This is a genomic window from Paramylibacter ulvae (assembly GCF_014652655.1).
GTDB lineage: Bacteria > Pseudomonadota > Alphaproteobacteria > Rhodobacterales > Rhodobacteraceae > Amylibacter > Amylibacter ulvae.
In genome coordinates this window covers 55,994-82,093 of sequence record NZ_BMZF01000010.1, presented here as the reverse complement: position 1 = coordinate 82,093, position 26,100 = coordinate 55,994, and the positions used below count along the sequence as shown (strand labels likewise).

17 protein-coding genes are annotated in these 26,100 nt (G+C 47.0%); 6 read left to right on the top strand and 11 right to left on the bottom strand.

What is annotated here, in order from left to right; all coding sequences use genetic code 11:
• Positions 1-425 precede the first annotated feature (425 nt).
• Positions 426-4,193, top strand: a complete 3,768-nt coding sequence (locus IE094_RS14080; RefSeq protein ID WP_189641342.1) for a PEP/pyruvate-binding domain-containing protein — start codon at positions 426-428, stop codon at positions 4,191-4,193.
• On the opposite strand, the gene IE094_RS14075 is transcribed toward IE094_RS14080, so the two are convergent.
• The 7 genes from IE094_RS14075 to IE094_RS14045 all read right to left on the bottom strand — a co-directional run bounded on the left by IE094_RS14075 (position 4,190) and on the right by IE094_RS14045 (position 13,933).
• Entirely contained in the window at positions 4,190-6,427 is a 2,238-nt protein-coding gene (locus IE094_RS14075) for a response regulator (RefSeq protein ID WP_229802366.1), read from the bottom strand. The genes IE094_RS14080 and IE094_RS14075 overlap by 4 nt on opposite strands.
• Before the next feature lie 48 nt (positions 6,428-6,475).
• Positions 6,476-7,366, bottom strand: a complete 891-nt coding sequence (locus IE094_RS14070) for a PhnD/SsuA/transferrin family substrate-binding protein (protein ID WP_189641340.1) — start codon at positions 7,364-7,366, stop codon at positions 6,476-6,478.
• 127 nt (positions 7,367-7,493) lie between these two features.
• A complete protein-coding gene (locus IE094_RS14065) occupies positions 7,494-8,435 on the bottom strand; it encodes a flavin reductase family protein (RefSeq protein WP_189641339.1) in 942 nt (313 codons plus the stop codon).
• 44 nt (positions 8,436-8,479) lie between these two features.
• Positions 8,480-11,683: a 2Fe-2S iron-sulfur cluster-binding protein gene (locus tag IE094_RS14060; RefSeq protein ID WP_189641338.1), complete on the bottom strand. Its 3,204-nt coding sequence runs from the start codon at positions 11,681-11,683 to the stop codon at positions 8,480-8,482.
• 63 nt (positions 11,684-11,746) lie between these two features.
• Entirely contained in the window at positions 11,747-12,628 is an 882-nt protein-coding gene (locus tag IE094_RS14055; protein ID WP_229802365.1) for an alpha/beta fold hydrolase, read from the bottom strand.
• 12 nt (positions 12,629-12,640) lie between these two features.
• Positions 12,641-13,201, bottom strand: coding sequence for a polyhydroxyalkanoate synthesis repressor PhaR (phaR, locus tag IE094_RS14050; protein ID WP_189641337.1), 561 nt, complete (start codon positions 13,199-13,201; stop codon positions 12,641-12,643).
• Between the two features lie 249 nt (positions 13,202-13,450).
• Positions 13,451-13,933: a phasin family protein gene (locus IE094_RS14045; protein ID WP_189641336.1), complete on the bottom strand. Its 483-nt coding sequence runs from the start codon at positions 13,931-13,933 to the stop codon at positions 13,451-13,453.
• Positions 13,934-14,172: 239 nt separating this feature from the next.
• Between IE094_RS14045 and IE094_RS14040 the strand changes: the two genes are divergently transcribed.
• The 5 genes from IE094_RS14040 to IE094_RS14020 are packed head-to-tail and all read left to right on the top strand — an operon-like array spanning position 14,173 to position 20,878.
• Complete coding sequence (locus IE094_RS14040) at positions 14,173-15,837, top strand: acetolactate synthase large subunit (RefSeq protein WP_229802364.1); 1,665 nt, start codon at positions 14,173-14,175, stop codon at positions 15,835-15,837.
• Positions 15,834-16,994, top strand: coding sequence for an iron-containing alcohol dehydrogenase (locus IE094_RS14035; protein ID WP_189641334.1), 1,161 nt, complete (start codon positions 15,834-15,836; stop codon positions 16,992-16,994). The genes IE094_RS14040 and IE094_RS14035 overlap by 4 nt, the downstream gene beginning before the upstream one ends.
• Before the next feature lie 22 nt (positions 16,995-17,016).
• Positions 17,017-17,781 carry a poly(R)-hydroxyalkanoic acid synthase subunit PhaE gene (locus tag IE094_RS14030; protein ID WP_189641333.1) on the top strand — a complete coding sequence of 255 codons (765 nt, stop codon included), beginning with the start codon at positions 17,017-17,019 and terminating at the stop codon, positions 17,779-17,781.
• 2 nt (positions 17,782-17,783) lie between these two features.
• Positions 17,784-18,920, top strand: coding sequence for an alpha/beta fold hydrolase (locus tag IE094_RS14025; RefSeq protein WP_189641332.1), 1,137 nt, complete (start codon positions 17,784-17,786; stop codon positions 18,918-18,920).
• 20 nt (positions 18,921-18,940) lie between these two features.
• On the top strand, positions 18,941-20,878 hold the full coding sequence (locus tag IE094_RS14020) for an acyl CoA:acetate/3-ketoacid CoA transferase (RefSeq protein WP_229802363.1): 1,938 nt from the start codon (positions 18,941-18,943) through the stop codon (positions 20,876-20,878).
• On the opposite strand, the gene IE094_RS14015 is transcribed toward IE094_RS14020, so the two are convergent.
• The 4 genes from IE094_RS14015 to IE094_RS14000 form a co-directional block, all read right to left on the bottom strand.
• Positions 20,875-21,258, bottom strand: a complete 384-nt coding sequence (locus IE094_RS14015; protein WP_189641331.1) for a response regulator — start codon at positions 21,256-21,258, stop codon at positions 20,875-20,877. The two genes, IE094_RS14020 and IE094_RS14015, sit on opposite strands and share 4 nt — an antisense overlap.
• Positions 21,259-21,361: 103 nt before the next feature.
• Entirely contained in the window at positions 21,362-22,402 is a 1,041-nt protein-coding gene (locus IE094_RS14010) for a sensor histidine kinase (RefSeq protein WP_189641330.1), read from the bottom strand.
• A gap of 16 nt (positions 22,403-22,418) precedes the next feature.
• Positions 22,419-25,067 carry a TRAP transporter large permease subunit gene (locus IE094_RS14005; RefSeq protein WP_189641329.1) on the bottom strand — a complete coding sequence of 883 codons (2,649 nt, stop codon included), beginning with the start codon at positions 25,065-25,067 and terminating at the stop codon, positions 22,419-22,421.
• Entirely contained in the window at positions 25,067-26,050 is a 984-nt protein-coding gene (locus tag IE094_RS14000) for a TRAP transporter small permease subunit (protein ID WP_189641328.1), read from the bottom strand. The genes IE094_RS14005 and IE094_RS14000 overlap by 1 nt, the downstream gene beginning before the upstream one ends.
• Between the last annotated feature and the right edge of the window lie 50 nt (positions 26,051-26,100).

The window sequence follows — 26,100 nt, the reverse complement described above, 5'->3', positions numbered from 1 at the left end:
CCCTACTCTTACTTCGATCAATGTAGCCAAGATTATTTCAAATACCAAAACACAAATTTTTCACCCGCCGATTTTCGCCGATCCCTTGAAACCGTTAATTTTTACTAAACTGCTTCAGGCTTTGTTAACCAGTTGTTCATCATACTGCCGTGAGCCATGCCCCAGCGTTGGCCACCCAATATGAAAGTCCGACTATGCAAATTAATTTTGATTTTCACCGCTTCATTTTCACTTTGGTCTTATTCAGCGTTATTTTTTGTAGCTCGACACCTGCGGTTGCAATCCCCTCGCCCGAATTGGTCATCGGGTCGGTTTCATCACTTACACAACTCTTTGCGGTCGGATTTGCCATGCTTACCGGTGGCAGTGCCGCATATGGAATGCGTAAAAAACGTAAACAAAACTCCAAAATAACCGGTTGGATAATGTTTGGATTATTTGGGGCATGTGTCGTGTTGGCGGGGGCAAATATTTGGCAATATACAACACAAAAGCAGGCGCAAAAAACCCGATTGCAAGCAACGCTTTTGCGTCCCGCCCAATTTGACGGCACAAAAATTCAAGACGCCACATTGATTGAAACACCTTATAAAAACCAATCAACAAATCCGTTAGCGATTAACACCACTGATGCAAACCAGTTGTTGGAAAGCACCGATACATTATTTTTGGATATCCGCGAAACGGCGGAAACACAGATGGGACGCTTGCCAAATTCCAGCCACATCCGATTCCCCGATATCGCCGAAAATTTGGAACAGTTTCAGGATAAATCTGTCGTGCTATATTGTCATAACGGCAATCGAAGCTCCGAAACTTGTGCCAAGCTGGCTGCGCTAGGAATTGATTGTCGCTTCATCGCAGGGGGCATCGAAAAGTGGATCGTCGAAGGGCGCGTATTTTCCAATTCAGATGTACGCGGCTTGCATGACTTGCGCGCCATTCCAGATTATCCGAACAAGGATAAATTGATTGATACCAACACATTTCAAACCCTTGTTACGCAGGGCGAGTTGCAAATTATCGATGCGCGATACCCCGCAGATTTTGCCGTTTCACATTTACCAAATGCTATCAACATCCCGTTGCGCGCATTACCAAGCGACACATTACAAAGCAAGATAAACGCACTGAGCAATACACCAACCATCGCCGCCTGCTATGATCGGCGAAGTTGTTTTATGGGACAGGTTTTGGGATACGAATTGTCACGCCATGGCATACCATTTTTGGGGCGCTACACCACTCCGTGGGATTATTTCATCCCCACGCCCCCAAAACCACATGTTCAGGCATGGCTGGTTGATCAAAACACATCATATTGGCAACAGATGGTCGCGGGAATTTCAAACGCTCTTGTTTGGGTTGCCGATCGCACCCATTTCATGATCGCCATCGCACTACTTGCAATGTTGTCGCGTATCGCAGTGCTGCCCATCGCGCTGAAATCTGAAAGAGATCAGATTTTATCAGCAAAAAACGCAAAAACACTTGCCAAGATAAAAACGGATCTGGCCGATCATCCCGAACGGCGCGCCCGCGCGATGCGAAAGTTTCAACGCGATCTGGGCCTGACACCGTTTCGCAATATGTTGGCATTACTGTTTTTGCCTTTAATGGCGCTTGGCTTGCAATCCGTGGAACAATCTGCGGTGCATTTTGAAACTGATTTTTTGTGGGTTTTGTCACTTTCCACACCAGATCCTCGCTATTTATTGCCACTCATTTTTGCAATACTGGCTGGTGCATACCTGCAATTTTCGATGGCAAGAACACGTCTCCATTTGATGTTGTGTTGGTTTATTGCCGCACCTGCCCTATTCGCGCTTACCGCCAAAATCAGCGCGGCAGGCAATATTTATCTCAACCTTGCGATATTGTTTTTGTTGATCCAACGAGCGTATGTCGTCAACGTGCATAAACGCGTTTTTGCACGCGCGCAAAATCTGTTTCGAAATTTTAAAATTCGCTATTTCTATCGTGATATTTGCCCCCTGTCATATAGTGACCAACTACAATTGAGCGGGAACAAAGCGTATCGGCTCTCATTGTTAAAATACCACGGTTTTCCCGTTCCAGATGGTGTTGTTTTGCGCACAGATACCATTCGCGCGTATCTCAATCTTTCTGTTCGCAATAAATCAGAATTCTGCGATAAAATATGGAACCTCGTATCACAAAAAACCAGTGCTGTGCGAAGCTCCGCCGCGAAAGAAGACAGCAGCAATCAAAGCTTTGCCGGGGTCTTCGAAAGCGTTCTGAACGTAACGCGTAAAAATCTACCCATAGCGCTTGACCAAGTGGTTGCATCATTTTCCGCATCCCATACCGATCTTTATGATTTCAACACTGATGGTAACAATGATGGGAATATATTGATCCAACAAATGATTGGTGCTGAATATGCAGGTGTTCTGTTTACCCAAGACCCAACAGCTGCAGGTATCGCCATGGTGGAAATGGTCGCAGGCACGGGTGACGATCTGGTTTCGGGGCGCAAAACACCATTGTGTTTTCGCTTTGGGCGATTTTCAACCACACCCGTTGGGGATGAAACCGCGCCAATTGATTTGCAGCCCTTGGTGAAAATGGGACAGCAGATTGAAAAGCTCTTTGGTCAACCACAGGACATCGAATGGGCCTATGCAGATAACCGATTTTACATCGTTCAAAGCCGGGACATTACCGCGCGTGTATTGGGTGATGATGTTAAATCCGTCGCGTTTGGTGAATGGAACCGCATTTTTGAACTGATCGACGTCGATGATCCGCATGAAATAATATTCGAACAAGACGAGATGTCAGAATTATTGCTACGCCCGACACCAATGTCATTTTCCATAATGTCACGAATTTGGTGCGCTGGTGGACCCGTTGATATAGCATGTCGCCAGCTTGGATTGCGATATGATGTTCCCGAAAATACCCCTGGCTCATTGGCTTTGTTGTTTGGCAAAACATATTGCGATGTTGCTATCAAATCTGTGACGGCATTAACCCTAAATAAATCTTCTCAAAAACGATTGTTGAACGCAGCAAATACGATTGAAACAGAATTTCAATCTGTGTTTTTACCCGATTTTGTCGACAAAATCGCGCGCTGGGATGCCATCGAGCTAGATCGGTTAAATCATCGCCAATGCGTCGAATTGCTGAAGGAGATTTATTCAGATTTCATCCAAGACACATATGTTTGGATTGAAACCATAAACATTTTAACCAGTTTTATAACCAGCCAAGCGCGGCTAAACAAAACTGAATCCAGCATAACACAACAACAACCTGAATCACCATATTCACCGAGTGGATGGATCGCACAAGGCCAGCGAATTGCAAAACGTGACCGCGCTGAATTCGTGGCGCAAAATCTCGGGCACCGTGCTTTGTTTGACTATGAAATCAGCACGCCAAGGTATCATGAAACGCCAAAATTGCTAAATCGTTTTGTTAAGGGCACCCTTGCGGCGCAGGGTGAACAACAACATGAACAGCCAAAATCATTACTAAATGAGTGGACACAGGTATTTCAATTACAAGCCCTGAAAGAACACGCAAAGCACGAGGCGCTCAAGCAGTTTTCATTGCTTCGCAAACTATTGTTGAACATTTCAAAACGTTCTGAAATTGAGGGAATAATTTTTGATTTCGAGATTGATGAAATCTGCAATTCTGGGGTGCGTATCCAAGACGAACACATTTCAAAGGCGAAAGCGCGACAGAAACATCTGAAAAAACTTAAAGAAACCCCGCTAAGACCTGTAAGACTGTCTTTATTCGATTGCGAGATTGCTTCTTTGGGCGAAAAATTTGGTTCCATTCAAAACCGGGAATTGAATTTCGGGGTTTGTGTCGCCGGTGACAAGGATATGTTGGGCCGCGCATATGTTGCCACATCACACCAAAGCGAAAGTGGCGAGGCACTTGATGGATTTCACGACGGAGACATATTAATCTGTACCATACTACATCCAGCATGGCTCAACTATGTGCTGCGTTCAGGTGGTGTCGTTTGTGAAGTGGGCGGTTGGCTCAGCCACATGTCAATTGTGGCACGGGAAAAAAACATCACAATGTTGGTAGATTGCCAAACAGCTCCCGAAATAGAAACGGGAACCGAGGTATCTGTTCACATAACGGGCGAGCTTTGCATCACATCTAACGATTTAAAAACTGCAATCAATAAACAGGCCTAGGCTGGTCTATCGGCGAGCCATTTATCCAAGCATTCATATAATACACCTTTACGCACAGGTTTCGTAAGATAATCATCCATACCTGCGTCAAGGCATCGCTCCCGATCCCCTGGCATCGCATTTGCGGTAAGTGCCACAATTGGGCGTCTTCGAATTGCGTTTTCCCGTTCAAGTCGCCTAATTTCACTGGTGGCTTGTAAACCATCCATTTCCGGCATCGAGACATCCATTAACACAAAATCCGGCGCACATGACAAATACATGTCACGCGCAATTTTACCATTTTTTGCAATACTTACCTTGCATTTTGTTTTCTTCAAAATGGTCTTAATTACCGTCTGATTTGTTTTGTTGTCTTCGGCGATTAAAATGTGGCTATTGCTTAAATCTGTGGACGTATATTGCGAAGGCGTTGTTGCCGGCTCTGATTTTGACGACAAAATATTTGCGGCCGACACTGCAAACAGATCCTGAATAGATTGACGAAGGACATTCAACTGAACCGGCTTTAACAACACGTCCTGAATTTGAAGGTCTTTCGCATCGTTCAGCGATGACAAATCATCGGCAGATGATAGGATCATAATCGGCAGCGTTTCATAATCTGGAATTTTACGTATTTTTTGGGCCAACTCATACCCAGACATTTCTGGCATTTTATTGTCCAAAATTGCGAGATCAAATTCTCTATTCGATTTCATTTCACGCAAAGCATCACTGGCCAATAAAAAAGAAGAGCTTTCATACCCAATTGATCGCAAACGTTCAGATAATATCGTGCAATTGATGTCCAAATCATCCACTACAAGTATTTTTTTATGTTCGTTCAGTTGTACCGGCAATATGGTTTTTGTGACAGATTGATCGCTGATTGGAAGCGGGATGGATAAACTAAATTGTGTTCCGACCCCAACCTCAGATGTTACGCAAACTATGCCGTTCATTTGTTGGACAAGCCTTTGTGTAATCGCGAGCCCAAGCCCAGTTCCATCAAACGCGCGGTTTTCTGCTCCATCAACCTGCTGAAATGCGTCAAATATTATATCCAGCTTATGTTCGGGTATTCCAACCCCTGAGTCTTTTACAACGAATGTAACGTTTATCAGATCATCATTTGGCTCTCCTGAAATGTGAACCATGACGTGTCCTTTTGCCGTGAATTTCACAGCATTTCCGATAACATTCGTCAGAATCTGTTGCATGCGCACCTTATCGCCTTCGAAAACCGTTGGTAAATCGGGGTCTATTTGCAAAATGACTTCGATGTTTTTCTTGGCTGCAACCGGAAGCATCGTGCGAATAATACCATTGACCATTTCCTCTAATACGAAAGGTTCTTCAAGCAATTCTAATCGGCCTGCTTCGATTTTTGAAAAATCGAGGATATCATTAATAATCGCCATCAAATTTGCACTCGATCCAGAAATTGTATCGACGTAATCTCGTTGGATTTTCGACAGTTTCGTTTCTAGCAGAAGCTCTGCCATGCCAATTACACCATTCATGGGAGTGCGAATTTCATGGCTCATTGTTGCCAAAAATTCTGACTTTGCCTTGCTCGCCGCATTTGCGCGATCCTTGGCGAAATTAAGAGCGGTTTCGCGCTCGTCACGCTCGCTCAGCACCAATTCCAGCATACCAACGGAGCCATCCAATTCCTTGAATTCTTGTGCGGCATAACCGGGCAGTTTCAACTCATTCACCCGTTCACGTGCAATGGTTGCCTGCATGCGTTGATGTATAATTGAAAGGGGGCGCATCGCCATGCGTGAAACTAAAAACAAGATCAGTGATGCCAAGCAAAAAATCGTAAGTGTCATAATACGATGTGTTTGTTGAACTTTTTTTGCGACCGCGATTTTTCCCTCTCTTGTTGACCACAAAATTTCCATGCTTCCAAATTTTTCGCCCTCAAACGTAACGGCCTGTTCGAATTTGGTCGTGTCATCATTGGTCGTGATAGGGTCCAATGGATAATTGGTAATTTTTTGCCCCGTCTCATTGAATACCGCAATTGCAAGCAGCGTTGGAATGCGCGTCACCGCTTGTTCCAACGCTGTGTTAATTAACGGGATGTCTTCTACAATGATTGCCTCCAACATCAAGCCATTCATCAAGCTAACGGTTAAATCCGCTTGGCGTGCCAAATTATCTTGTAATTGGCTCGTGGCGACTCGCCGCTCCCATTCACCCGCAACAAATCCGATGAAGATTGCGGCCAAAAACAATGACATGGCTATTTGAAACGATAGACGAAGGTTTCGCAAATTCTTTAACCTTGATTAGTCGAACTTAGTGCTGTTCTGGATTGCCGCGCGAATGGGGGAAAAATCAGAGTCGTCGCCCATCAGAAACCCAGATTTCGAGATGTTTTTCAAAACTTTGGGATCTTTGGCATCCATAAACACTTGTCGCATCGCGGATAACACGCGTGGGTCCAATTCAGATTTCGCAATCCACGGCTTAGTCACATTATCAAAATCAAACAGAATTTTAATTTGCACACCTTTTGCAACGAGTTTGTCAAATGTCCCAATTTTGAGAGCACCGGCATCGAATTTTTTGGTTCCAACGGCAGCGCCAACACGATCGTGGCGACCCAAAAATTCGTAACCTTTCAAGTCTTTCCCATAAACGCCGTGTTCCATTAAATTGCTTTGTGCCAAATACCGGCCGATGGTGGATAGCGGATCACCAAATGCGAAATGATGCCCTGCGAGATCGGCCAGTTCAGTGATATCGCTATCATTGTGGATGGCGATCACACCTTTGAATGTTTTTGATCCCTTTTCAGATTCCATCGCGATGATTTTAACATTTGGATTGCTTTCTTTGGCAGCCACATATGACGCGGGACCAAAGCGAGAAAAATCAACGTTGCCTTCAACCAAGTCATTGATGCCATCGTCATAACTTGGCGCGATGTGCATTTTGATCGATACGGGCTCACCAAGTGATGTGGTTAATTCATTGCCCAAATAAGTTAGGAAAGGCTTGAATTTTCGTACCGTTTCGGTTGGTTTGTCCGCAGCATATGTGCCGAATACAAGTTGAATATCGGCCTGTGCCTGAACTGTTGAAAGCGCAATTAGCGACGCGGAGCATAACGCTTTCAAACCCCATTTCGCCAAATTAATCTTACTCGCGTTTGGGTGCAACTTTAGTGTATTCATGTTCAACCTCGGATTTGGAATTTCGACAATTCATTCCGACTGATTGAACCAAAAACACATTAACAAAACCTCTTCACCGCCAATTCAGCAGTGATGTTATCGATTCAATTTTAGTGAATTGGGTAAGCTAACGATTGGTGTTACGCACAAGGGTCATCAACAATTCGCTCAGCGCGCCAACACCCGCGGGATTGTCCACTCCTACGGCTATTGCTTCTTGTTGTTTTGCCAGTTCAAACAAATGTTCCACGCGTGATTGACCGTATTCTGTGCCCGTAACCTTCATTTTTGCACCGCGGCCTTGAACCGTACACAACTGTTCGTCTTGCATTTTAAGTACCAAATCTTGCAACGGCAAATTATCAACAAAAGTCCGTGCGGACAGTTCTGCCAATTCATGCGTTGCCCGCCCATGAAGTGATGCGAGCACACGCCATTCTGGCACAGATATTCCGCTTTCGCGCACAGCTACATAGAAATCTTGCGATAATTGGTGATACGCACGTGACAGATGATACAAAAGCAGCTGATCGATTTCGCCGTTTTCTGGCGCACGGCCATCACCAGATTGATTGTGCATCTGAATGGGGCTGGCTGTCGCGTATGACCCTTGGCTAAACACCAATCCTTGACCCTTGGTGGTTGTAATATCCAACACTTTACCAACGATAATCCAGTGATCGCCACCTTCGTAAATTGCATAAGTTTCGCAATCAAAACGCGTAAGCGCACCAGGAATTTGCGGGATATTTTGCGCCGATAGATTGAAATCAATATTCGCAAATTTATCTTCGCCGCTGCGCGCGAACGTGTTGGATAAATCGGTTTGCCCCGCGTCCAATACATGTACGCCAAAATGGCTCGCATCATGAAACCCCTGCGCCGACAGCGCGGTTTTCGTAACGCTCCATAAAATAAGAGGTGGATCCATTGATACGGAATTAAAGCTGCTGGCGGTCATGCCAATCGGATTGTTGTTTTGATCAACCGCCGTCACGATTGTGACGCCCGTTGCAAAATTAGAAAGCGCATCGCGCATGCCTCTTGGGGTGACGTTTGAACCAGACATATACGCCTCCTATTATCCTAATTTCACTATAGGATTGAAAATCGTTATAGATCAACTTCGATTGTTGCATTGTGTTTCGCAGCGCGTGATTGGCACAAAATTACAGCATCTTCGCGCTGTTTGTTAGACAGCACAAAATCGCGATGCTCAACCTCGCCGCTCAATAATCCACATTTGCACACCCCACAAATTCCATCCGAACATTTTACATCAATGTGAACTCCTGCCTCGATCAAGGCATCCGTGGCGGTTTGATCAGCGCGAACATGGATTTCGCGGTTCGATTTTGCCAATCGCAGCGTGAAATCATGGTTCACATATTCAGGCGTTTCTGGCAGCGCAAAATATTCCAAATGGCGCGCATCATCCGTAAAACCTTGGTTGATAGCACTAGTCATAACCCCATCCATGAACCGATCTGGGCCGCATGTGTAAACTTGCCAGCCATCTTGGTATCCGCTCAGCACCGCATCCAGATCGGCACGCGTGTTTTCATCAGAAAAATGATAATGCACCCGATCCGCCCATGGAAATGTTGGCAAATCGTTCAAAAAACCAGCCGTCTTGCGTGATGTCGCGCAATAGTGCAATTCAAAATCAAGCCCGAGTGTATGGGCGCGGTGTGCCATTGCAATCATTGGCGTCACACCAATACCCCCGCCCATCAAAAATGTCTTTTTGGCAGTTTCGATCAATGGAAAATGGTTGATCGGTTTTGAAATGAACACGCGCCGCCCAACGGTAAATATGCGTTGCATCAAAACCGAACCACCCTTGCCCATATCTTCGCGCAAAACAGCAATTTGATATTTGTCACGTTGGGCGGGATTTCCAGATAACGAATATTGGCGCAAGAATTCTGGCGCGACAACGATGTCAATATGCGCACCCGCTGTCCATTCCGGAAGCGCAGTTCCATCGATGCTGCTAAATTCATATTTGACCACATCTTGTGCGGTTTCTTCGACGTGGCTGACGACAACCTCGATTACGGGTAAATCGGATGATACGCGATATTGTGGTGCCAAATCGGTTTCACCGTTTGCCAATTTAATTTTGTAATGTTCTGCGGTAATCATCGCGTTATAGGCTGCAATGCCTTGTTCACGGTTCATCGGATCGGGATATGGCAAATGAATAGGCGCAAGGTTCGCAGGATACACCGCGAGCGTTTGATCCTCAAATTTCAAATCCAAATCTTTTTGCAAGTCACGCTCATTCACACCATTTGTTGTTGGGCGATACGCGCCATCATCACACCATTCCAAATCCCACCACCATTTTTTGGTGCTGTTCATGGTGCCGTTATCAACAGCGTCGTCAAGACGTGCAAGCAATGGCGCGGCCTTTGGCATATTCATCGCCAACCAGCGGAATGGGCGTTCTTTGAAAATGCCCTCAAGGTTCCACGGACAGGTTTTCATACACCGCCCACACATCGCCCCTGCCATATTGGTAATGCGATAAGTTGTACATTTTTGGCTGTCTGATTTCCACGTTTCATAACCGTTGAACATCAATTTTGGCCCCGCCGTAATGGCACCAGATGGACATTCACGCGCGCATTTATTGCAAGATTCACAAAATGTTTGCAGGCCAAAATCAATCGGTTTGTCATGGGTCATCGGCATGGTTGTGGTCACAACACCCGATTTCAATCGCGGCCCTAAAAAGGGGTTCAAAATCACTTCGCCAATACGGCTGACTTCGCCCAGCCCAGACAGCAATAACAACGGTGGTTGCAAGACTTCACCGTCCATAACCGTGTGCGCCTTGGCCGGATATCCAAGGTTGCGAATATGTTGTGCGATTACCCCGCCAAGCAGAGAAAAACGCAGATATGCTCGCATCGATTGTGCACAGGCAATCCAATCATCACCCGATGCGCCTTCCATTGTTTCGTACCCTTGATCGATCACCATATTGATCGCCTGATCATGAGGTGGAACAATTTCGTTGCCCCGTGCATCGTGGGAATACCAAACCCAATCTGGACAGCGCGATAAACCAACTGCATCAACACCTAAAAAATAACATGCGGCCTTGATATTATCAGCGTTTTTATTGGCGCTTTGCGTGGTTTTGTTAATCGTTGGCGCATGGTCGCCGTCCTGCAACGGAATGAATGCACCCAATGCGCGGCGCTGTGCGGCGGATGGTGCCGCCTTGCGCGCATAGTGACCGTTTCGCGCACCATCTTGTACCTTTTTGCCCATGTCACCCAGCAACGCACGCGCGAACATATCGGTGCGTTTGGGAACCCGTGGAATGCGTGGTTCGTCGATAAATGTTGTGGGTTCATCCACGCGTTTCAGTGTTTCAAACGGATGATCCCCGTCTTTGAATTTACGCTTGGAAAATGCGGTGAAATTGCGCCCGTTTTTTTGCGACCCAATGCCCAAACGCCATGCCCAGCTTTGCGTGTTTTGCTCATCAAGTGGCGCCAAGGGTGCATCGGGTGCCAATTCTAATTCTGTTGTGACCGCGGCTAACCCAAATTTCTGCCCCAGATAGGGCACAATCACCTGCCCCTGCCCGTCCATGGTGGCAATTCCCGCAGCTACAGCCATTTTATTCAGATCAACATCCGCGCATGATGCGCTGTGTGCGCGTGCATCGAAACCCAAAATGCGCAGATAATTGGCAATAACACAGGCGGTTTCATTGGCGCGTAGTGCTGCGCGATGCGCCTGTGCATCTTGTATCCAATCTGCGCCCTGTTCATCATGTTCTGGATCGCGCGGCATGTCATATGCAAAAACAATGCCAAATTTATGCGCATCAATGGAACTGGCGGGTGCCATCATGGTTTCTTTCAGATCGGCCATGATGACGTCAACGCCAGACGCCAGTGTTTTCACTTGTCGGGTTTTCAAATCCGCCGCCAAATGATCAATACCTGGGTTGCGCATGGGCGTTTCGAGCCGTGCAATATCGGGTAATGCACAGACCCCAACCATTGACGCATCTGAAAAATATCCAAATGATTTCAAATGGTTGCTACGTTCGTTCCGGTTCGCCGGGATTTCAGATTGAACTTTCGCAATGATCCCAATGCGAATGGCGTCCAGCATCGCCTGATATTCTCCCATCGCATTCACAATGGACACAGGATCTGTTTCGCGGTGAAAAGAAAGTCGTTGTGACGAGTTCACCTGTCCAAGATCGGGCATTGCCCCACGTTTCAGACGTTCAAGCGGATAGGGCCCCAAATGTGCGGGTCGATTTTTGTCGGAAAATAGCTTCATATCGCAAGCCTAGCTCGCGATATCGCGTTTGGGAAGAACTAATTAACAGTGTTAACTGTTTTATCAAAATTTGGTGTCTTTCAACCATTTTTCGATCACATCCATCTGTTCCTTGTTGCGCAATGTTGGCGTGTGTCCAGCATCCGCAAATTCAACCAATGATGCATTCGGGTGACGTTCCAACATTTTTTCCGCAGTATCTTTGGAAAAGAATTTCGAATTTTCCCCGCGCAGGATCAGAACAGGACATTGGATTTTTTCCCATGTGTCCCACATATCCAAATCAAACAGCGAAATTTGGCTGCGAAACGCATCACCAATTGCGGGATCCATACGCAGACGGTATTTACCTGTGCGCGTGCGCACGCTGGCGTGTTCGACCATATGCGCCCAATCATCATCGGACATGGGATGAAATTCTGCGTAAATCTTACGCATATAATTTTCCAAATCCTTACGATTGCGAAATTCACCAGAACGGCCGATATATTCGCCAATTTCCACCAGTGAATCACGGCGGATTTCGGGGCCAATGTCGTTTAAAATCAAACGACGGATGGGGGTTTGTGGCAGACTTGCCAAAACCATGCCGATGATCCCGCCCATTGATGTGCCCAACCAGTCAACCTTGGGCGCATTCAATCGCGCAAGCAACACATTCATATCCGCATTATATTGCAGATAATCGTACCCCTCGCCGTTGATCAAATGATCGCTTTCACCGCGCCCCACCACATCTGGGCAAATCACGCGGTATTTCTTACACAATCTTTCCGCAAGATTATCAAAATCGTGTCCATTTCGGGTCACACCGTGCACACAGACCAACGTATCTGCACCGTCATCGTGATTTCCCCAATCAAGGTATTTTATTCGGTGAAAACCGTTAAAATTCAGCCCCATAACATGATCTTGTACGTATGTTTGCGTGTTGGTCTTCAACATCACTTTTCCCTGCTATTTGATCGACTTGATTTGCGACTGTAATGCATCAATCTGTTTTTGCATTTGCTCCAAGGCATCATTGCGATCACCTTCGGGGGCTTCTTCTTGCTCTGGCGGCGCATCATCTTCTTGGGTGGTCTTCATCAACCCAAAAACGTCCCATGTTTTGCGAAACATTTCCATGTTTTGCTTTGCCATGTCCTGTGACTGTTTCACAAATGCACCCGCATTGTGGGTCATCATCTGTTGCCAAGCTTGCGACATTTGCGAGCGTTCTTGGGTGAAATAGTTGATTGATTGCGTTAAAAACCCAGGAACCATATGGCGATATGTGTCGTTATACATACGGATCAATTGTTTCTGAAACTCTAACGGGAACAAAAACTCTTGGTGTTGGGTTTCTTGCTCAAAGATAATTTGGTTCAGGATGGCACGCGTGATGTCTTCGCCGCTTTTGGCGTCTTCAACTTTGAAATTCACGCCTTCATTGATCAGATCAATCACGTCTTGTTGGACGATGTATTTACTGTCAGCCGTATTATACAAACGCCGATTGGAATATTTCTTTATCACAATCGGCTTATCCGTCTGATCGGTAGAATCAGACGAATCGGGACTCGTTTGTTTTTTTGTCTTATCCGCTGTCATTTCATCTTCCTGCTTTGTGCAACTGCAAAAGATTAGACGATAGATTTTGGAAATAGAACCCACAATAGTTCAAATATTCCTCTTCGCAGCAACGTTTTTTACGCAACCGCACAAAAAACGCCGCCCTTTGATAAGGGCGGCGTCCAAAACTACAACTAAAGTTGTAGTGAGTTGTTAAGCAGCTTTGAACGCAGATGCGTAGAATTTTTTGCTGATTTCCAAGTTGTCTTTGAAAATCTTTTGTGACAATTCAGCAAGCTCTTTACCTTGTGCTGAATATTTTTCAGCAGATTTGGTAGCAGTAGAAGATGCGATTTTTACAAATTCAGCTACGTCAGCAGATTTTGCCAATGCTTTTGCATCGTCAAATGATGTTGTTACGTTTGAAACATAGTTGTCATATGCTTTTTTCGCGACAACTTCTGCGCCTTTAAATGCAGATGCGTTTACTTCGATCAAACCTTCAACAAATTTTTCAGACGCTGCTGTAGATTTTGCAAAGATTTCTTGTGTTTTTTCGATCGCAGTGTTTGTTGCTTTTGATACTGCTTCTGCGCCGTCAACTTTATTAGCCATTGTATTTTCCTTTTCTGATGCGCCACGGGAGGAGTAACGCGTTTCGGGTGAACCACATTGTGATTCTGTTAATTTGTACACCCTACATAACACGATTTTTGTGCATTGCAATATATTTTTTGTGCAGTGCGTCATTTTGGATTTGTGCAGTGCACAATTTCATGCTAGATACTGCTTATAAATGCGGCAATGCACACGAAATACGCAAAACAAATGGCAGATATGCAAAAACTGCCTGATGTCGCGGCAACATGTTTCGTGTTATGATTGTAATTGGGATACTTGGGCGCAATGCCCACCAAGACATGAAGGGAACAAGAATGTCGAAGAATACGTTGAACGCAGCACAACAGATGGTCAAATGTTTGGAGCATGAAGGTGTTGAATATATTTTCGGAATTCCAGGCGAAGAAAATATTGGCATCATGGATGCACTGCTCTCTAGCAAAATCAAATTCATCACCACTCGCCACGAACAAGGTGCCGCGTTTATGGCCGATGTTTATGGACGCTTGACCGGCCGTGCAGGCGTTTGCATGTCCACATTGGGACCAGGTGCAACCAACCTTGTGACTGGCGTAGCAGATGCGAATATGGATCGCGCACCCATCGTTGCGATAGCGGGTCAAGGGGCGACAACACGTCTTCACAAAGAAAGCCACCAAATTTTAGATCTGGTGAACCTGTTTGATCCAATCACAAAATATTCCGTGCAAATTCTTGAACCCGAAATCGTTCCCGAAGTGGTGCGCAAAGCGTTTAAAAACGCACAGGCCGAAAAACCAGGTGCCGCTTTCATCGATTTCCCCGAAAATGTCGCGGATATGGAACATGAATATATTGAACCACTAAAGGTGCAATCACCACAGCACCCCGTTGCCCCACTTGGCAGCGCAAAACGGGTTCTGAAAGCGTTGTCAGAAGCGAAAAACCCTGTGATCATCGCGGGTAACGGCGTGATCCGTTTCGATGCATGTGACGAATTGCTGGCATTTGCAGAGGCTGCGAACGCACCGGTTGCAACCAGCTTTATGGCCAAAGGTGCAATTCCATCATCCCATCCGTTGTCAATTGGCACCGTGGGTATGAAAGCACATGATTTGGTCGCCTTTGGCATCGAAGAAAGCGATCTGGTGATCTGTATCGGCCTTGATATGGTTGAATACACGCCGAGCTTCTGGAACCCAAATGCCGATATCCGTATCGTCAGCATTGATGCATCCCCTGCCGAAGTGGATACGCATTTCATTCCAGACATCGGCATGGTTGGCGATATCAAAGACAGCCTGTCACGTTTAGCAAAACGCGCAAATGCACATACTGATAACACAATTACCGATTTGCATCACAGCATCAAAGCAGAGCTTTGTGCGCATGCAGACGACACTGGTTTCCCCGTGAAGCCACAAAAAATCATCTGTGATCTGCGCAAAGTGATGGAACCAGAAGACATCGTAATTTCCGACGTGGGTGCGCACAAAATGTGGATGGCGCGGATGTTCCAAGCAGAACGCCCAAACACCTGTATCATCTCGAACGGTTTTGCATCCATGGGCATCGCCCTGCCCGGTGCGATTGCTGCGAAACTGGTTTACCCAGAGCGCAACATTTTGGCCGTTGCTGGCGACAGCGGTTTCATGATGAATAATCAGGAAATCGAAACAGCGCTGCGTTTGAAATTGAACATCACGATTATCATTTTCAACGACAATAAATACGGCCTGATCGAATGGCATCAAATGCGTGAATATGGGCGTTCATCACATATCGACGTCACCAACCCTGATTTTGTGAAATTCGCCGAAAGCTTTGGCGCCAAGGGTTATTACGTGAAACGAGCAGAAGATTTGCAAGACGTGTTGAAAACCGCAATGAATGATGGCACCGTTTCAATCATCGATTGTCCAGTTGATTATTCCGAAAATATGAAACTGACAGCGCGCTTGAAAACCCTAGAATCCCCCCTCGAAGGAAAATCAAAATGAAGCCGTTTAAATTTCAAACAACCAGTTCCATCCTCTCTGAGGTTGGTTCAACCCAAAAAATTGGCCAATTGATGGCCGACATGGGCTGTAAAAACGTGGCCTTTGTGACCGATAAAATCATCCTTGAACTTGGTCTTGCTGATGCAGCACTCAAAGGCATCAAAGACGCAGGCCTTGGTGTGCATGTGATCGACGATGTTGTTGCCGATCCGCCTGAAAAAATGATCCTGACAGCGGTTGAAGAAGCCAAAAAAGCTGGCATTGATGGCGTTGTTTCTGTTGGTGGTGGCTCCTCAATGGACACGGCCAAATTGATCGCCGTTTTGTGTAATTCAACACAACCCATTAGCGAAATGTATGGCGTTGGTTTGGTCAAGGGTGGTCGCCTGCCCCTGATCCTTGCCCCAACCACGGCAGGTACGGGTTCCGAGGTCACACCAATTTCTATCGTCACCACAGGTGCATCCGAGAAAAAAGGCGTGGTTTCACCACAGCTTTACCCTGACTGGGCGGTGTTGGATGCGGAATTGACCGTAGGTTTGCCCGCACATGTTACAGCGGCGACAGGTATCGATGCGATGGTTCATGCGATCGAGGCATATACAACCAAACACGCCAAAAACATCCTGTCCGATACACTGGCAAGACAAGCGCTTGAATTGTTGGGCGGTTCCATTCGCACGGCTTGTACAGACGGACAAAACCGTGAAGCACGTTCAGAAATGTTGCTTGGCTCCATGCTTGCAGGCATGTCATTTGCCAACGCCCCCGTGGCAGCGGTGCACGCTCTTGCCTATCCGCTCGGTGGTCATTTTCACGTGCCACACGGTTTGTCCAACGCACTGGTATTGCCACATGTTTTGGAATTCAACATGGCGGACGAATTGGGCGCATCACAATACGCCGAAATCGCACCGATCATTTTCCCAGAACTTGCAGGTAAATCAAACGCAGAAATCTGTGCTGGCATGGTCCAAGGGTTCAAGGATTTGGGACCAGAGCTTGGCATGAAATCAACGTTAAAAGAGGTCGGCGTTAATCACAACGATCTACCCCTATTGGCCGAGGATTCCATGAAACAAACCCGTCTGTTGGTAAACAACCCACGCGAAGTCACATATGACGATGCGTTGGCGATTTACACAGCAGCATTATAAAATAACAAAAGGAGAACGCGTTATGGCCGATAAAAATGACGGAATGGATCAAATTATGAAGTTCTGGCAAAATAGCCAAGACGCGTTCTTAGACGCACAAAAAGAAATGGCCGAAACTTTTGGCCGCGCCTTTGCCCCCAAACCCAAAGACCCGATGACACAATCATACGAAGCATGGCAAGATTTCGTCAAAGCATGGGCACCGGGTTGGGATCCATCGGCAATGATGAAAAACCCATCCTATATGCCCAACAACCCCGCCGCGTTTTATGCCATGTATGATCCATCATCATGGATGAGCAAGGCACCCGATCAATTGCGATCCATTCTGGAAAGCGTTGTGCAATTCCCCAAATTCGCAGACATGGCCGCACCACAAGCGGAAGGCGCCGAACAATGGCAGGAATATCTGGATTTCCAAGAAGCCACGACCGATTTCGCAAAGGTCATGCACGAAGCATGGCAACGTGCCTATAAAAGCTATAGCGAAAAATTCAGCGTCGAGGATTTGAAATCTGGCAATGTGCAAAAAGCATTGGATGCATGGGTGAAAACCGCAAACGAAGAATTGTTAGATACACAATCCACGCAAAAATTTATGGATGCACAGCGCAACATGATATTGGCGTCGAACGGATTAAAACAACGACAGGCCAAATTGGCCGAGGCATGGTCAGATGCCTATCAAATGCCCACCCGATCAGAAGTTGACGATTTAACAAAAACCGTCACCGAATTGAAACGTGAAATTCGTAACCTGAAACGCGAATTGGCTCAAAAGAAATAAAAATGTCTGATACATCCCAACCCGAAGAATTCATGCAAGCCTATCAATACGCGATGGCGCAGATGATGGAGGCTGGAATAAAATCGTTTCGTTCCAGTGACATGTTGCGCAATATCAACAAGGATGATGTGCAAATTGCACAAACCCCATCCGATGTTGTGTTTCAAGTCGATAAAGTCACCGTCAGCCGCTATCGGCCACTGAACGACAACCCAATCGATGCGCCCCCCGTTTTGATTTCTTACGGCATGTTTGGCCGCCAAACCATGATTGATCTGCAAGAGGATCGTTCATTGGTGCGCAATTTGTTGATGGCAGGTTTGGATGTATATGTTGTGGATTGGGGCAACCCCACACGTGCGGATCAATTCATCAGCTTGGACGACATGATTAATGGCTGGCTGCGTGATTGCATCGAATTTCTGGTCGAAAAATCAGGTGGTCCGATTACCATGTTTGGTATCTGCGAAGGCGGTACATTCGCCACCTGTTTGGCTGCAACACATCCCGAATTATTTGCAGGGCTTGCGCTCACGATCACACCCATTGATTTTAAGGGCGATCCCGAAAATTTCTGGCGCGGCGAAGGTTTTTTAAACCAATGGCTTGCAAACTTTAGCGAAGATGATGTGAATAATCTGGTCGATACCCATGGCAATATGCCAGGCGCACTTACGGGTGCGATGTTTTCCGCGCTGACTCCTATGAATTCCATGACGAAATATAGTCTTGGCTTGCAACGTCTTGATGGCGACGCGGATGCAACGCTTAATTTTCTGCGTATGGAAAAATGGATCGCCGATCGCCCCGATCACCCCGGTGTTGCAGCCAAGGAATGGTTCAATAAATTTTACCGTGAAAACCAATTGGTAAACGGTAAGTTTTCGTTGGATGGGGACGTGGTTGATTTGCAAAACATCGCCTGCCCTGTCTTGAATATTTACGCGCTCCAAGATCATATCGTTCCTGTGAGCTGTACCAAACCATTATCCAATTACATCAAACCAAAAAAATACACTGAAATCGGATTTCCAGGTGGCCATGTCGGTGTTTTCGTAAGCCGCAAAGCACAAGGCGTTGTTGCCCAAGGTTTTGTCGATTGGGTCAATAAAACGCAGATAAAAAAGAAGAAGAAATAAATTTCTGGGAGGAAATACAAATGGTTGACAAGATCGTAAGCCTTGAGGATGCCGTCGCGGTAATCGCGGATTCAGACACAATTTGCGTGTCTGGTTTTGTGGGCATCGGCACGCCAGAGGCATTGTTGCGCGGTCTTGCCGAACGTTATGACAAACAGGCCGAGCCCAAGGATATATCTCTTTTGTTTGCAGCCGCACCCGGTGATGGCAAGGATCGCGGGTTGAACCGTCTGTCTGCACCTGGATTGGTGAAACGCGCCATCGGTGGACATTGGTCCCTGGTTCCTAAATTGGGGCAACTGGCGGTGGCCAATAAAATCGCGGCCTATAATTTGCCGTTGGGCTGTATTTCACAACTGTACCGCGACATCGCGGCGGGCAAACCGGGCATGTTTTCCAAAGTTGGCCTGAACACATTTGTTGATCCACGCCAAATTGGCGGTGCAATCAACGAAAGTTCGACAGAAAAACTAGTGGAATTGATGGAATTGGACGGCGAAGAATGGCTTTTCTATCGTTCAATCCCAATTGATGTGGCGTTCATCCGTGGTACGACCGCCGACAAGGCTGGCAATATCACAATGGAACGCGAAGCATTGACGTTGGACATGTTGTCCATTGCGCAGGCTGCCAAAAACAGTGGTGGCTTGGTGATTGCACAGGTTGAACGCATCTGCGCCGAGGGTTCGATGAACCCGCGCGAGGTTGTCGTGCCCGGTAATCTGGTGGATTGTGTGGTGGTCGCGGATGCAAGTGAGCATTTGCAAACCTATGACACGCCATATAATCATTCGTTCACGGGGCGTTTGCGCGGTGTTGTTGATGAATTGACACCAATGCCATTTTCCGATCGCAAAATCATCGCACGTCGCGCTGCAATGGAATTACCGATCAATGGTGTGGTAAACCTTGGCATTGGCATGCCAGAGGGCGTTGGCGCCGTTGCCAACGAAGAGGAAATTCTCGATCATATCACCCTCACCACCGAAGCGGGTGTGATGGGCGGCGTTCCCCAATCGGGTTTGGATTTTGGCGCTGCGATCAACGCAAACGCGATAACCCAAACCAACCAGATGTTTGATTTTTATGATGGCGGCGGGTTGGATCTGGCCGTTCTTGGCATGGCCGAGGTAGATCGCCACGGCAACGTTAACGTCAGCCGCTTCAAAGATCGCTTTGCCGGCGCTGGCGGGTTTATCAACATTAGCCAGAACGCGCGTAAATTAGTGTTTGTTGGCACATTCACCGCACGCGGTTTACGTGTCGATTGCAAGGATCGCGAATTGTCGATCACCGCCGAAGGCCAAATGCCCAAATTCATCGATCAGGTGGAACAAATTACATTCAACGGCAAATACGCCGCGCAGATGGGCCAACAGGTATTATATGTCACCGAGCGGTGTGTGTTCCGCATGACAGTTGATGGTTTGGAATTGTCAGAGGTCGCCCCAGGCATCGATATTGAACGCGATATCCTTGCGCATATGGCGTTCAGACCCATTGTAAACAATCCCAAAACCATGGACCCAGAGATATTCGATGAACGTCGGATGAAGCTGAAAAATACATTGATCAATGTACGGATGGAGGATCGTTTAACATATGACGCGTCCACAAATACGGTATTCATCAACTTGGCTGGCACCGCGATTAACACACGCGAAGATTTGGATGAACATTACACTGTGATGCATAAATTTTTCGGTGCATTGGGCAAAAAGGTAAACATCATTTCCAATTTTGACGGACGTACAATCGCACCAAAACTGCGTGCCGCATATGCGGATTTTCAGGCCGAATTGGAAAAACAATATTTCTTGGATGCCGCGCGATATACCACCAGTGCATTCTTGCGTCAAAAAATGGGCCAAGATTTAAAAGCGCGTGCGTTAAGCCCAAATATTTTTGAAACAGCGGCCGAAGCTGCCGCATTCATCAAGGGGCAGAGCAAGGGTTAATTCACAATCAAATTGCGCGCCACACGTTCCATCAAATCGGCCACTGAATAAGGTTTCACAATAAAATCGTCTGCGCCGACATCAATGCCGCGCAGGCGATCCTCTTCCTGCCCACGCGCGGTTAGCATCAAAATCGGCACCCGTATGCCATTTTCGGTTTTACGAATTTCAGAACAAACCTCGATCCCAGACAGATGTGGCAACATCCAATCCAAGATAACCAGATCAGGCATGGTTTCGCGGTACATCAACAGTGCATCATCACCGCTATCAACGCAAACCACGCGCCAACCGTTTTTTTCCAGATTGTATCGCAACAATTCCGCCTGTGCGGGTTCGTCTTCGACCACCAATACCAATTGTTTGGCTGACTCACTCATCTATTCCGCCTTTGCCATTGTGGGATTTTATCCCTGTATGCATCAGCGAATAACCTGTTGATGTAACATCAGAACAACAAAATTATGCGAGTTGTGGAAAACTTTATCTGTTCTTGGCCGCGGGGAGGTAAACCGAAAACGTGCTGCCCTCACCCAGTTTGCTTTTGATTTTGAGCGATCCGCGATGATGAATTAAAATGTGTTTCACAATCGCCAGCCCAAGCCCCGTGCCCCCAATCGCGCGCGACCGTCCTTTGTCGATGCGATAAAACCGTTCGGTCAGGCGCGGAATATGTACAGGGTCGATTCCATCACCCTGATCGGTCACACAGACACATACATAATCATCCGATTTTTCGGAAAAAGAGGCGGTAACCACAACATTTGATCCATCGGGGCTGTATTTCACCGCATTTTCAATCAGGTTTTGAAACACCTGCCCCAACTCATTTTTATCCCCAACAACCATTGTTTCACCCTTGGTAATGGACACTTTGATGCGTTCACGCAAATGATCGTTCGCACCGCCAAATGAGATAACGATTTCATTGATCACATCAGCAATATCGACAATCGCAGATGGAACATCGCGTTCGCGCGCTTGTAATTTGGACAATGACAACAGGTCATTAATCAGGCGTGCCATCCGATCAGATTCACGTTCCATCATGCCCAAAAACCGCTCTGCGGCGTTGGCATCACCCTTGGCTGGCCCTTGCAATGTTTCAATAAACCCGACCAGTGCGGTCAGTGGCGAGCGGAGTTCATGGCTCACATTGGCAACAAAATCGTGGCGCATTTGTTCCGCTTCGCGAATATGCGAAATGTCTTCAAAGCTCAGGATCGCGTGCAGCCCATCCTTTTCGCTTTCAACGGTCATCGGTGCCACATTCACGCGAAATGACGTAGGAACCACACCTTGTAACGTCACTTCGACTTGTGTTTCAGGATCGCCATCCAACACACGTTTGGTCGCCGTAAGACAGCGTTGATTTTCAATAATATCACTCATTAACATGTCGGCCTTGGCATCACGGAAATGCGCCATAGACGCGGCATTCATATATGAAATACGCATCTTTCCATCAACGATCAGGATAGGCACAACCAAACCGTTGAGGATCGATTTTACAGACTTTTTCATCGCCCAAGTTTTCCAGTTAGAAGTTCAAAGAAATATCACGGTGATGCGCCTGACACCCTGCTACGAATAACGCTTGATCACGGGTGAAATCAGCCTGATTCCGAATGCCGATTGTGCTGCGTAAACTGTCCTCGTAACTGGCAAGTTGTGGTGCAATTTTCTCTTTGGCACTGGCACGCCACACGATCTGGGTTTCGAACTCTGCCATCGCAGTTTGCATATCTTCAATCGCATCTTCAACCTCGGGCGTCCGTTTACGCAAAGCGCTGCGTGCATTGGAAATTGCGCGAGCAACATCAGATGCACCCTCGACCGCGTTAAACTCACTTGAGAGATCTTTTAGGGGATCGACCAAGTCATCTGGCGCATCCACACCAACACGTTTTTGCAAGTCTTCTAGTGCGGGTTTCAACGCGGCGAAATCTTCGTTACCTTCTAAAATAACCATCAATTGGGCAATCGGCTCGTACCCTTTGTTCGCCGCAGATGAATATCCGCGATAGGCGCTCGTTTCCGTCTTTTGTAGATCACGGAATTCTTTCAGCTTGGCATCCCAATCCGATGGAATGGTTTGCGCCAACGCATCGCGTTCCTTTGCCAATTCATCGATTTCGTGTTGTAGCACTGCCTTGCGATCTTCATCGTCTAGACGACGCATGCGTCCATTAATTTCGTCAATTTCATTGTCGAAACTGCGCATGTCACGTTCGATTGCACGAACCTCTGAATGCAATGGGCGGAAACCATCGGATGCGGACGCTACGGTTGTTGAAATCGTTTCAGCCTCACCCAATTTTGCGATCGCCTCTGTGACGCTATCAAAGCTATCGCCGATATCTTTTTGCATGCTTTGTGGCAATGCCGTCAGATCAATTTGACGTGCGCTTTCAACGCTTGCCAAAATTGCATCACCCGATGTTGCGATTTCGCTGCTGACGTATTGATCAACACAATAGTTTAGCTTGGGGTTACGTGGGGGTGGTGCGTTTTCCGACAATAGCGCCACGCGGTTTGGCAGATAGTTCACCAATGGTGGTGCCGCAGATACAATGATCAGCGCCAAAATTTGCAACAGGATATAAGGGATTACCCCCTTGTACATATTGATGGTTTTCACCACAGCCGGTGCCACACCGCGCAAATAGAACAGCGCAAAACCGAATGGAGGCGTGAGGAATGATGTTTGAATGTTCAAACCGATCATAACACCCAACCAAACGGCCGTTACATTCGCCGATGGATCGGCCAACAGGATTGGTGCAACGATTGGCACTACAACCACCGCGATTTCGATGAAATCAAGGAAAAAGCCCAGTACAAAGATAACCGCCATGACGATCACGAATTTTGTCCAGAACCCGCCTGGCAGGCCTTCTAAAAATTCGCGCACCAGATGTTCACCACCAAAGGCACGAAATGCCGCCGTCAAAATGGCCGCACCCAACAGGATGATAAACACCAATGATGTTGCTTTGGCTGTTTCGATCATCACACCTTCGAGAGTGTTTTCGGTAACCAACGCGCGATAACCGCTCCAGACCAAACCAGTGATCAAACCAATGGTCGCAATAATCGCCAAGGTAACACCGAGCATATCGGCGGATGATTTGATATTTTTGATATTGGTGTCAAAGTTGGATACGATAAGTGAAATCGCAACAATGCTGACAACAGAAATGATTGCAGGCCAATATGCGCGCGATTTACCCTCTTGCAAGCGATAGCCAGACATGACCAATGCACCCGCAGCACCAATCGCACCCGCTTGGTTCACCGTGGCAATCCCTGCCATAATCGAACCCAAAACCAAGAAGATCAACAACAAAGGTGGCACCAAGGTAATTACAACCTTGAACGCAAATGCACGATCATATTTGCCCGTGTATTCAACGGGTGGCGCAATGTTGGGGCGCAGCCAAGCCGCGACCAGAATATACAACATATAAAGCCCAACCAGAACCAAGCCTGGGATAAACGCACCAAGGAACATTTCACCCGCGGATGTCGACACCACATCAAAACTGGTTGGCATTGCGGGATCACCCGTGTTTGCCTTGTATAGTGCTTTGCGCAGGTTCGAACCCTGATCAGCGGCTGATGCCAGCTGGTCGGCAAGGATAATCAACACGATTGAGGGCGGAATAATTTGCCCCAATGTGCCCGAAGCCGCGATTGTCCCCGTGGCCAAGCTTTGTGAATAGTTATTGCGCAACATTGCGGGCAATGAAATCAGGCCCATTGCCACAACTGTTGCACCAACAATCCCCGTTGTCGCCGCCAAAAGCGCGCCAACAAACACAACCGAAATGCCCAAACCACCTGGAACGGGGCCAAACAGATTGGCCATTGTGATCAACAAATCCTCGGCGATTTTGGATCGTTGCAACATGATCCCCATGAAAATAAACAGCGGGATCGCGATCAACGTATCGCGTTCAGGTTCCCAATAAACCCCGCGCAGGTTTGTGACCCCAGCGGATAGCCATTGTGACGCGCCACCTTGATCGAAATAGGCGGTTGAATCACCTGTAAACAAATATCCAGACGCCGCCGCCAACATGATCGTAATGATCGAAGACCCCGGTAATGCGAACGCAACGGGATAGCCAGAGCCAAGCGCCGTTGCCATTAATACAACCAAAATAAGTAGGAAAAACAGTTCCATTAGTGTGCTCCTGAACCGTTTGGTTCGTATTTACCTTCTTCGCCGCGATAATCCGCAACGGCCCCCATCAGATAACTGACAAATTGAATCATCATCGAAATCGCGAATACCGCCAAAAATCCGGCCATCAGATATTTTACATATAGCCCGTACCCAGATTGTGTCGTTTCAAACCGCAAAATCGGGCTGTTGATGATGGATGTCTTTTGCGCCATGCCCAAAATCAAGATCGTCCAGCACAATGTCATGCCCAGAAACATCGATCCAATCGCGTTGATCCAACCCTTGGTTTTTTCCGCCATACCTGCATAAAAAATATCGACGCGAACATGTCCCTCTTCCAGCAACGTAAACGCACTGGCAAACAGGAAAAATGCGCCGTACCAGAACCGCACCAAATCGGCCATGAATGCTTGTTCATAGGAAAAGATAAAGCGAAAGATAACGATCAATAATTCAGCGACCACGATCAGCAATGCCAACCAATGAAACCCTTTGGTTTTGGTAAACATTGCGATGATTATACCCAAAACCATCAACGGCACATGCACGTATGGGCCGCGAAACAGTGGACGGATAAGGTTTTTTTCTAACTCTTCGCCAACAAGTGGCAGCAACAATTCTTCGATCCGTAAGAACGAGATTACGGAATCGACCAGTCCGATCAACAAGACAATCCAGAATGCTGCACGAATGAAAAATACATTCATGTCGGATATGCGAAAACTGTCTTGGCGCAGGGTGCGATCAGAACTGCGCAGCACCAACATGATCGCGATGATCACGGCCGCGGGGTAAAGCAACATTTGCATGATCGCCACGGCACCACCGCTAAACGATGAACCAGGCAATCCGATCCAAAAGGTTGCAAATGTATTTGCCAAAAACGCAAACATGACCGCCAAATTTGACCAGCCAAGCGCACGAATAAACAAAGGGTTAGAAAAAAGTCCTGTCGAAACAGGTGACGTTGTCGTCGCCATAAAACACTCCTGATTCACAACAGAGTTGATTGCGTTTCGAAAACAGGCCG

What these genes read in the sequence shown, in the direction of transcription:
- IE094_RS14080 (WP_189641342.1), top strand. Translation starts at nt 426, where the DNA reads ATGTTTGGATTATTTGGGGCATGTGTCGTGTTGGCGGGGGCAAATATT.
- IE094_RS14075 (WP_229802366.1), bottom strand. Translation starts at nt 6,427, where the DNA reads ATGTCATTGTTTTTGGCCGCAATCTTCATCGGATTTGTTGCGGGTGAA.
- IE094_RS14070 (WP_189641340.1), bottom strand. Translation starts at nt 7,366, where the DNA reads ATGAATACACTAAAGTTGCACCCAAACGCGAGTAAGATTAATTTGGCG.
- IE094_RS14065 (WP_189641339.1), bottom strand. Translation starts at nt 8,435, where the DNA reads ATGTCTGGTTCAAACGTCACCCCAAGAGGCATGCGCGATGCGCTTTCT.
- IE094_RS14060 (WP_189641338.1), bottom strand. Translation starts at nt 11,683, where the DNA reads ATGAAGCTATTTTCCGACAAAAATCGACCCGCACATTTGGGGCCCTAT.
- IE094_RS14055 (WP_229802365.1), bottom strand. Translation starts at nt 12,628, where the DNA reads ATGTTGAAGACCAACACGCAAACATACGTACAAGATCATGTTATGGGG.
- IE094_RS14040 (WP_229802364.1), top strand. Translation starts at nt 14,173, where the DNA reads ATGTCGAAGAATACGTTGAACGCAGCACAACAGATGGTCAAATGTTTG.
- IE094_RS14035 (WP_189641334.1), top strand. Translation starts at nt 15,834, where the DNA reads ATGAAGCCGTTTAAATTTCAAACAACCAGTTCCATCCTCTCTGAGGTT.
- IE094_RS14030 (WP_189641333.1), top strand. Translation starts at nt 17,017, where the DNA reads ATGGCCGATAAAAATGACGGAATGGATCAAATTATGAAGTTCTGGCAA.
- IE094_RS14025 (WP_189641332.1), top strand. Translation starts at nt 17,784, where the DNA reads ATGTCTGATACATCCCAACCCGAAGAATTCATGCAAGCCTATCAATAC.
- IE094_RS14020 (WP_229802363.1), top strand. Translation starts at nt 18,941, where the DNA reads ATGGTTGACAAGATCGTAAGCCTTGAGGATGCCGTCGCGGTAATCGCG.
- IE094_RS14015 (WP_189641331.1), bottom strand. Translation starts at nt 21,258, where the DNA reads ATGAGTGAGTCAGCCAAACAATTGGTATTGGTGGTCGAAGACGAACCC.
- IE094_RS14010 (WP_189641330.1), bottom strand. Translation starts at nt 22,402, where the DNA reads ATGAAAAAGTCTGTAAAATCGATCCTCAACGGTTTGGTTGTGCCTATC.
- IE094_RS14005 (WP_189641329.1), bottom strand. Translation starts at nt 25,067, where the DNA reads ATGGAACTGTTTTTCCTACTTATTTTGGTTGTATTAATGGCAACGGCG.
- IE094_RS14000 (WP_189641328.1), bottom strand. Translation starts at nt 26,050, where the DNA reads ATGGCGACGACAACGTCACCTGTTTCGACAGGACTTTTTTCTAACCCT.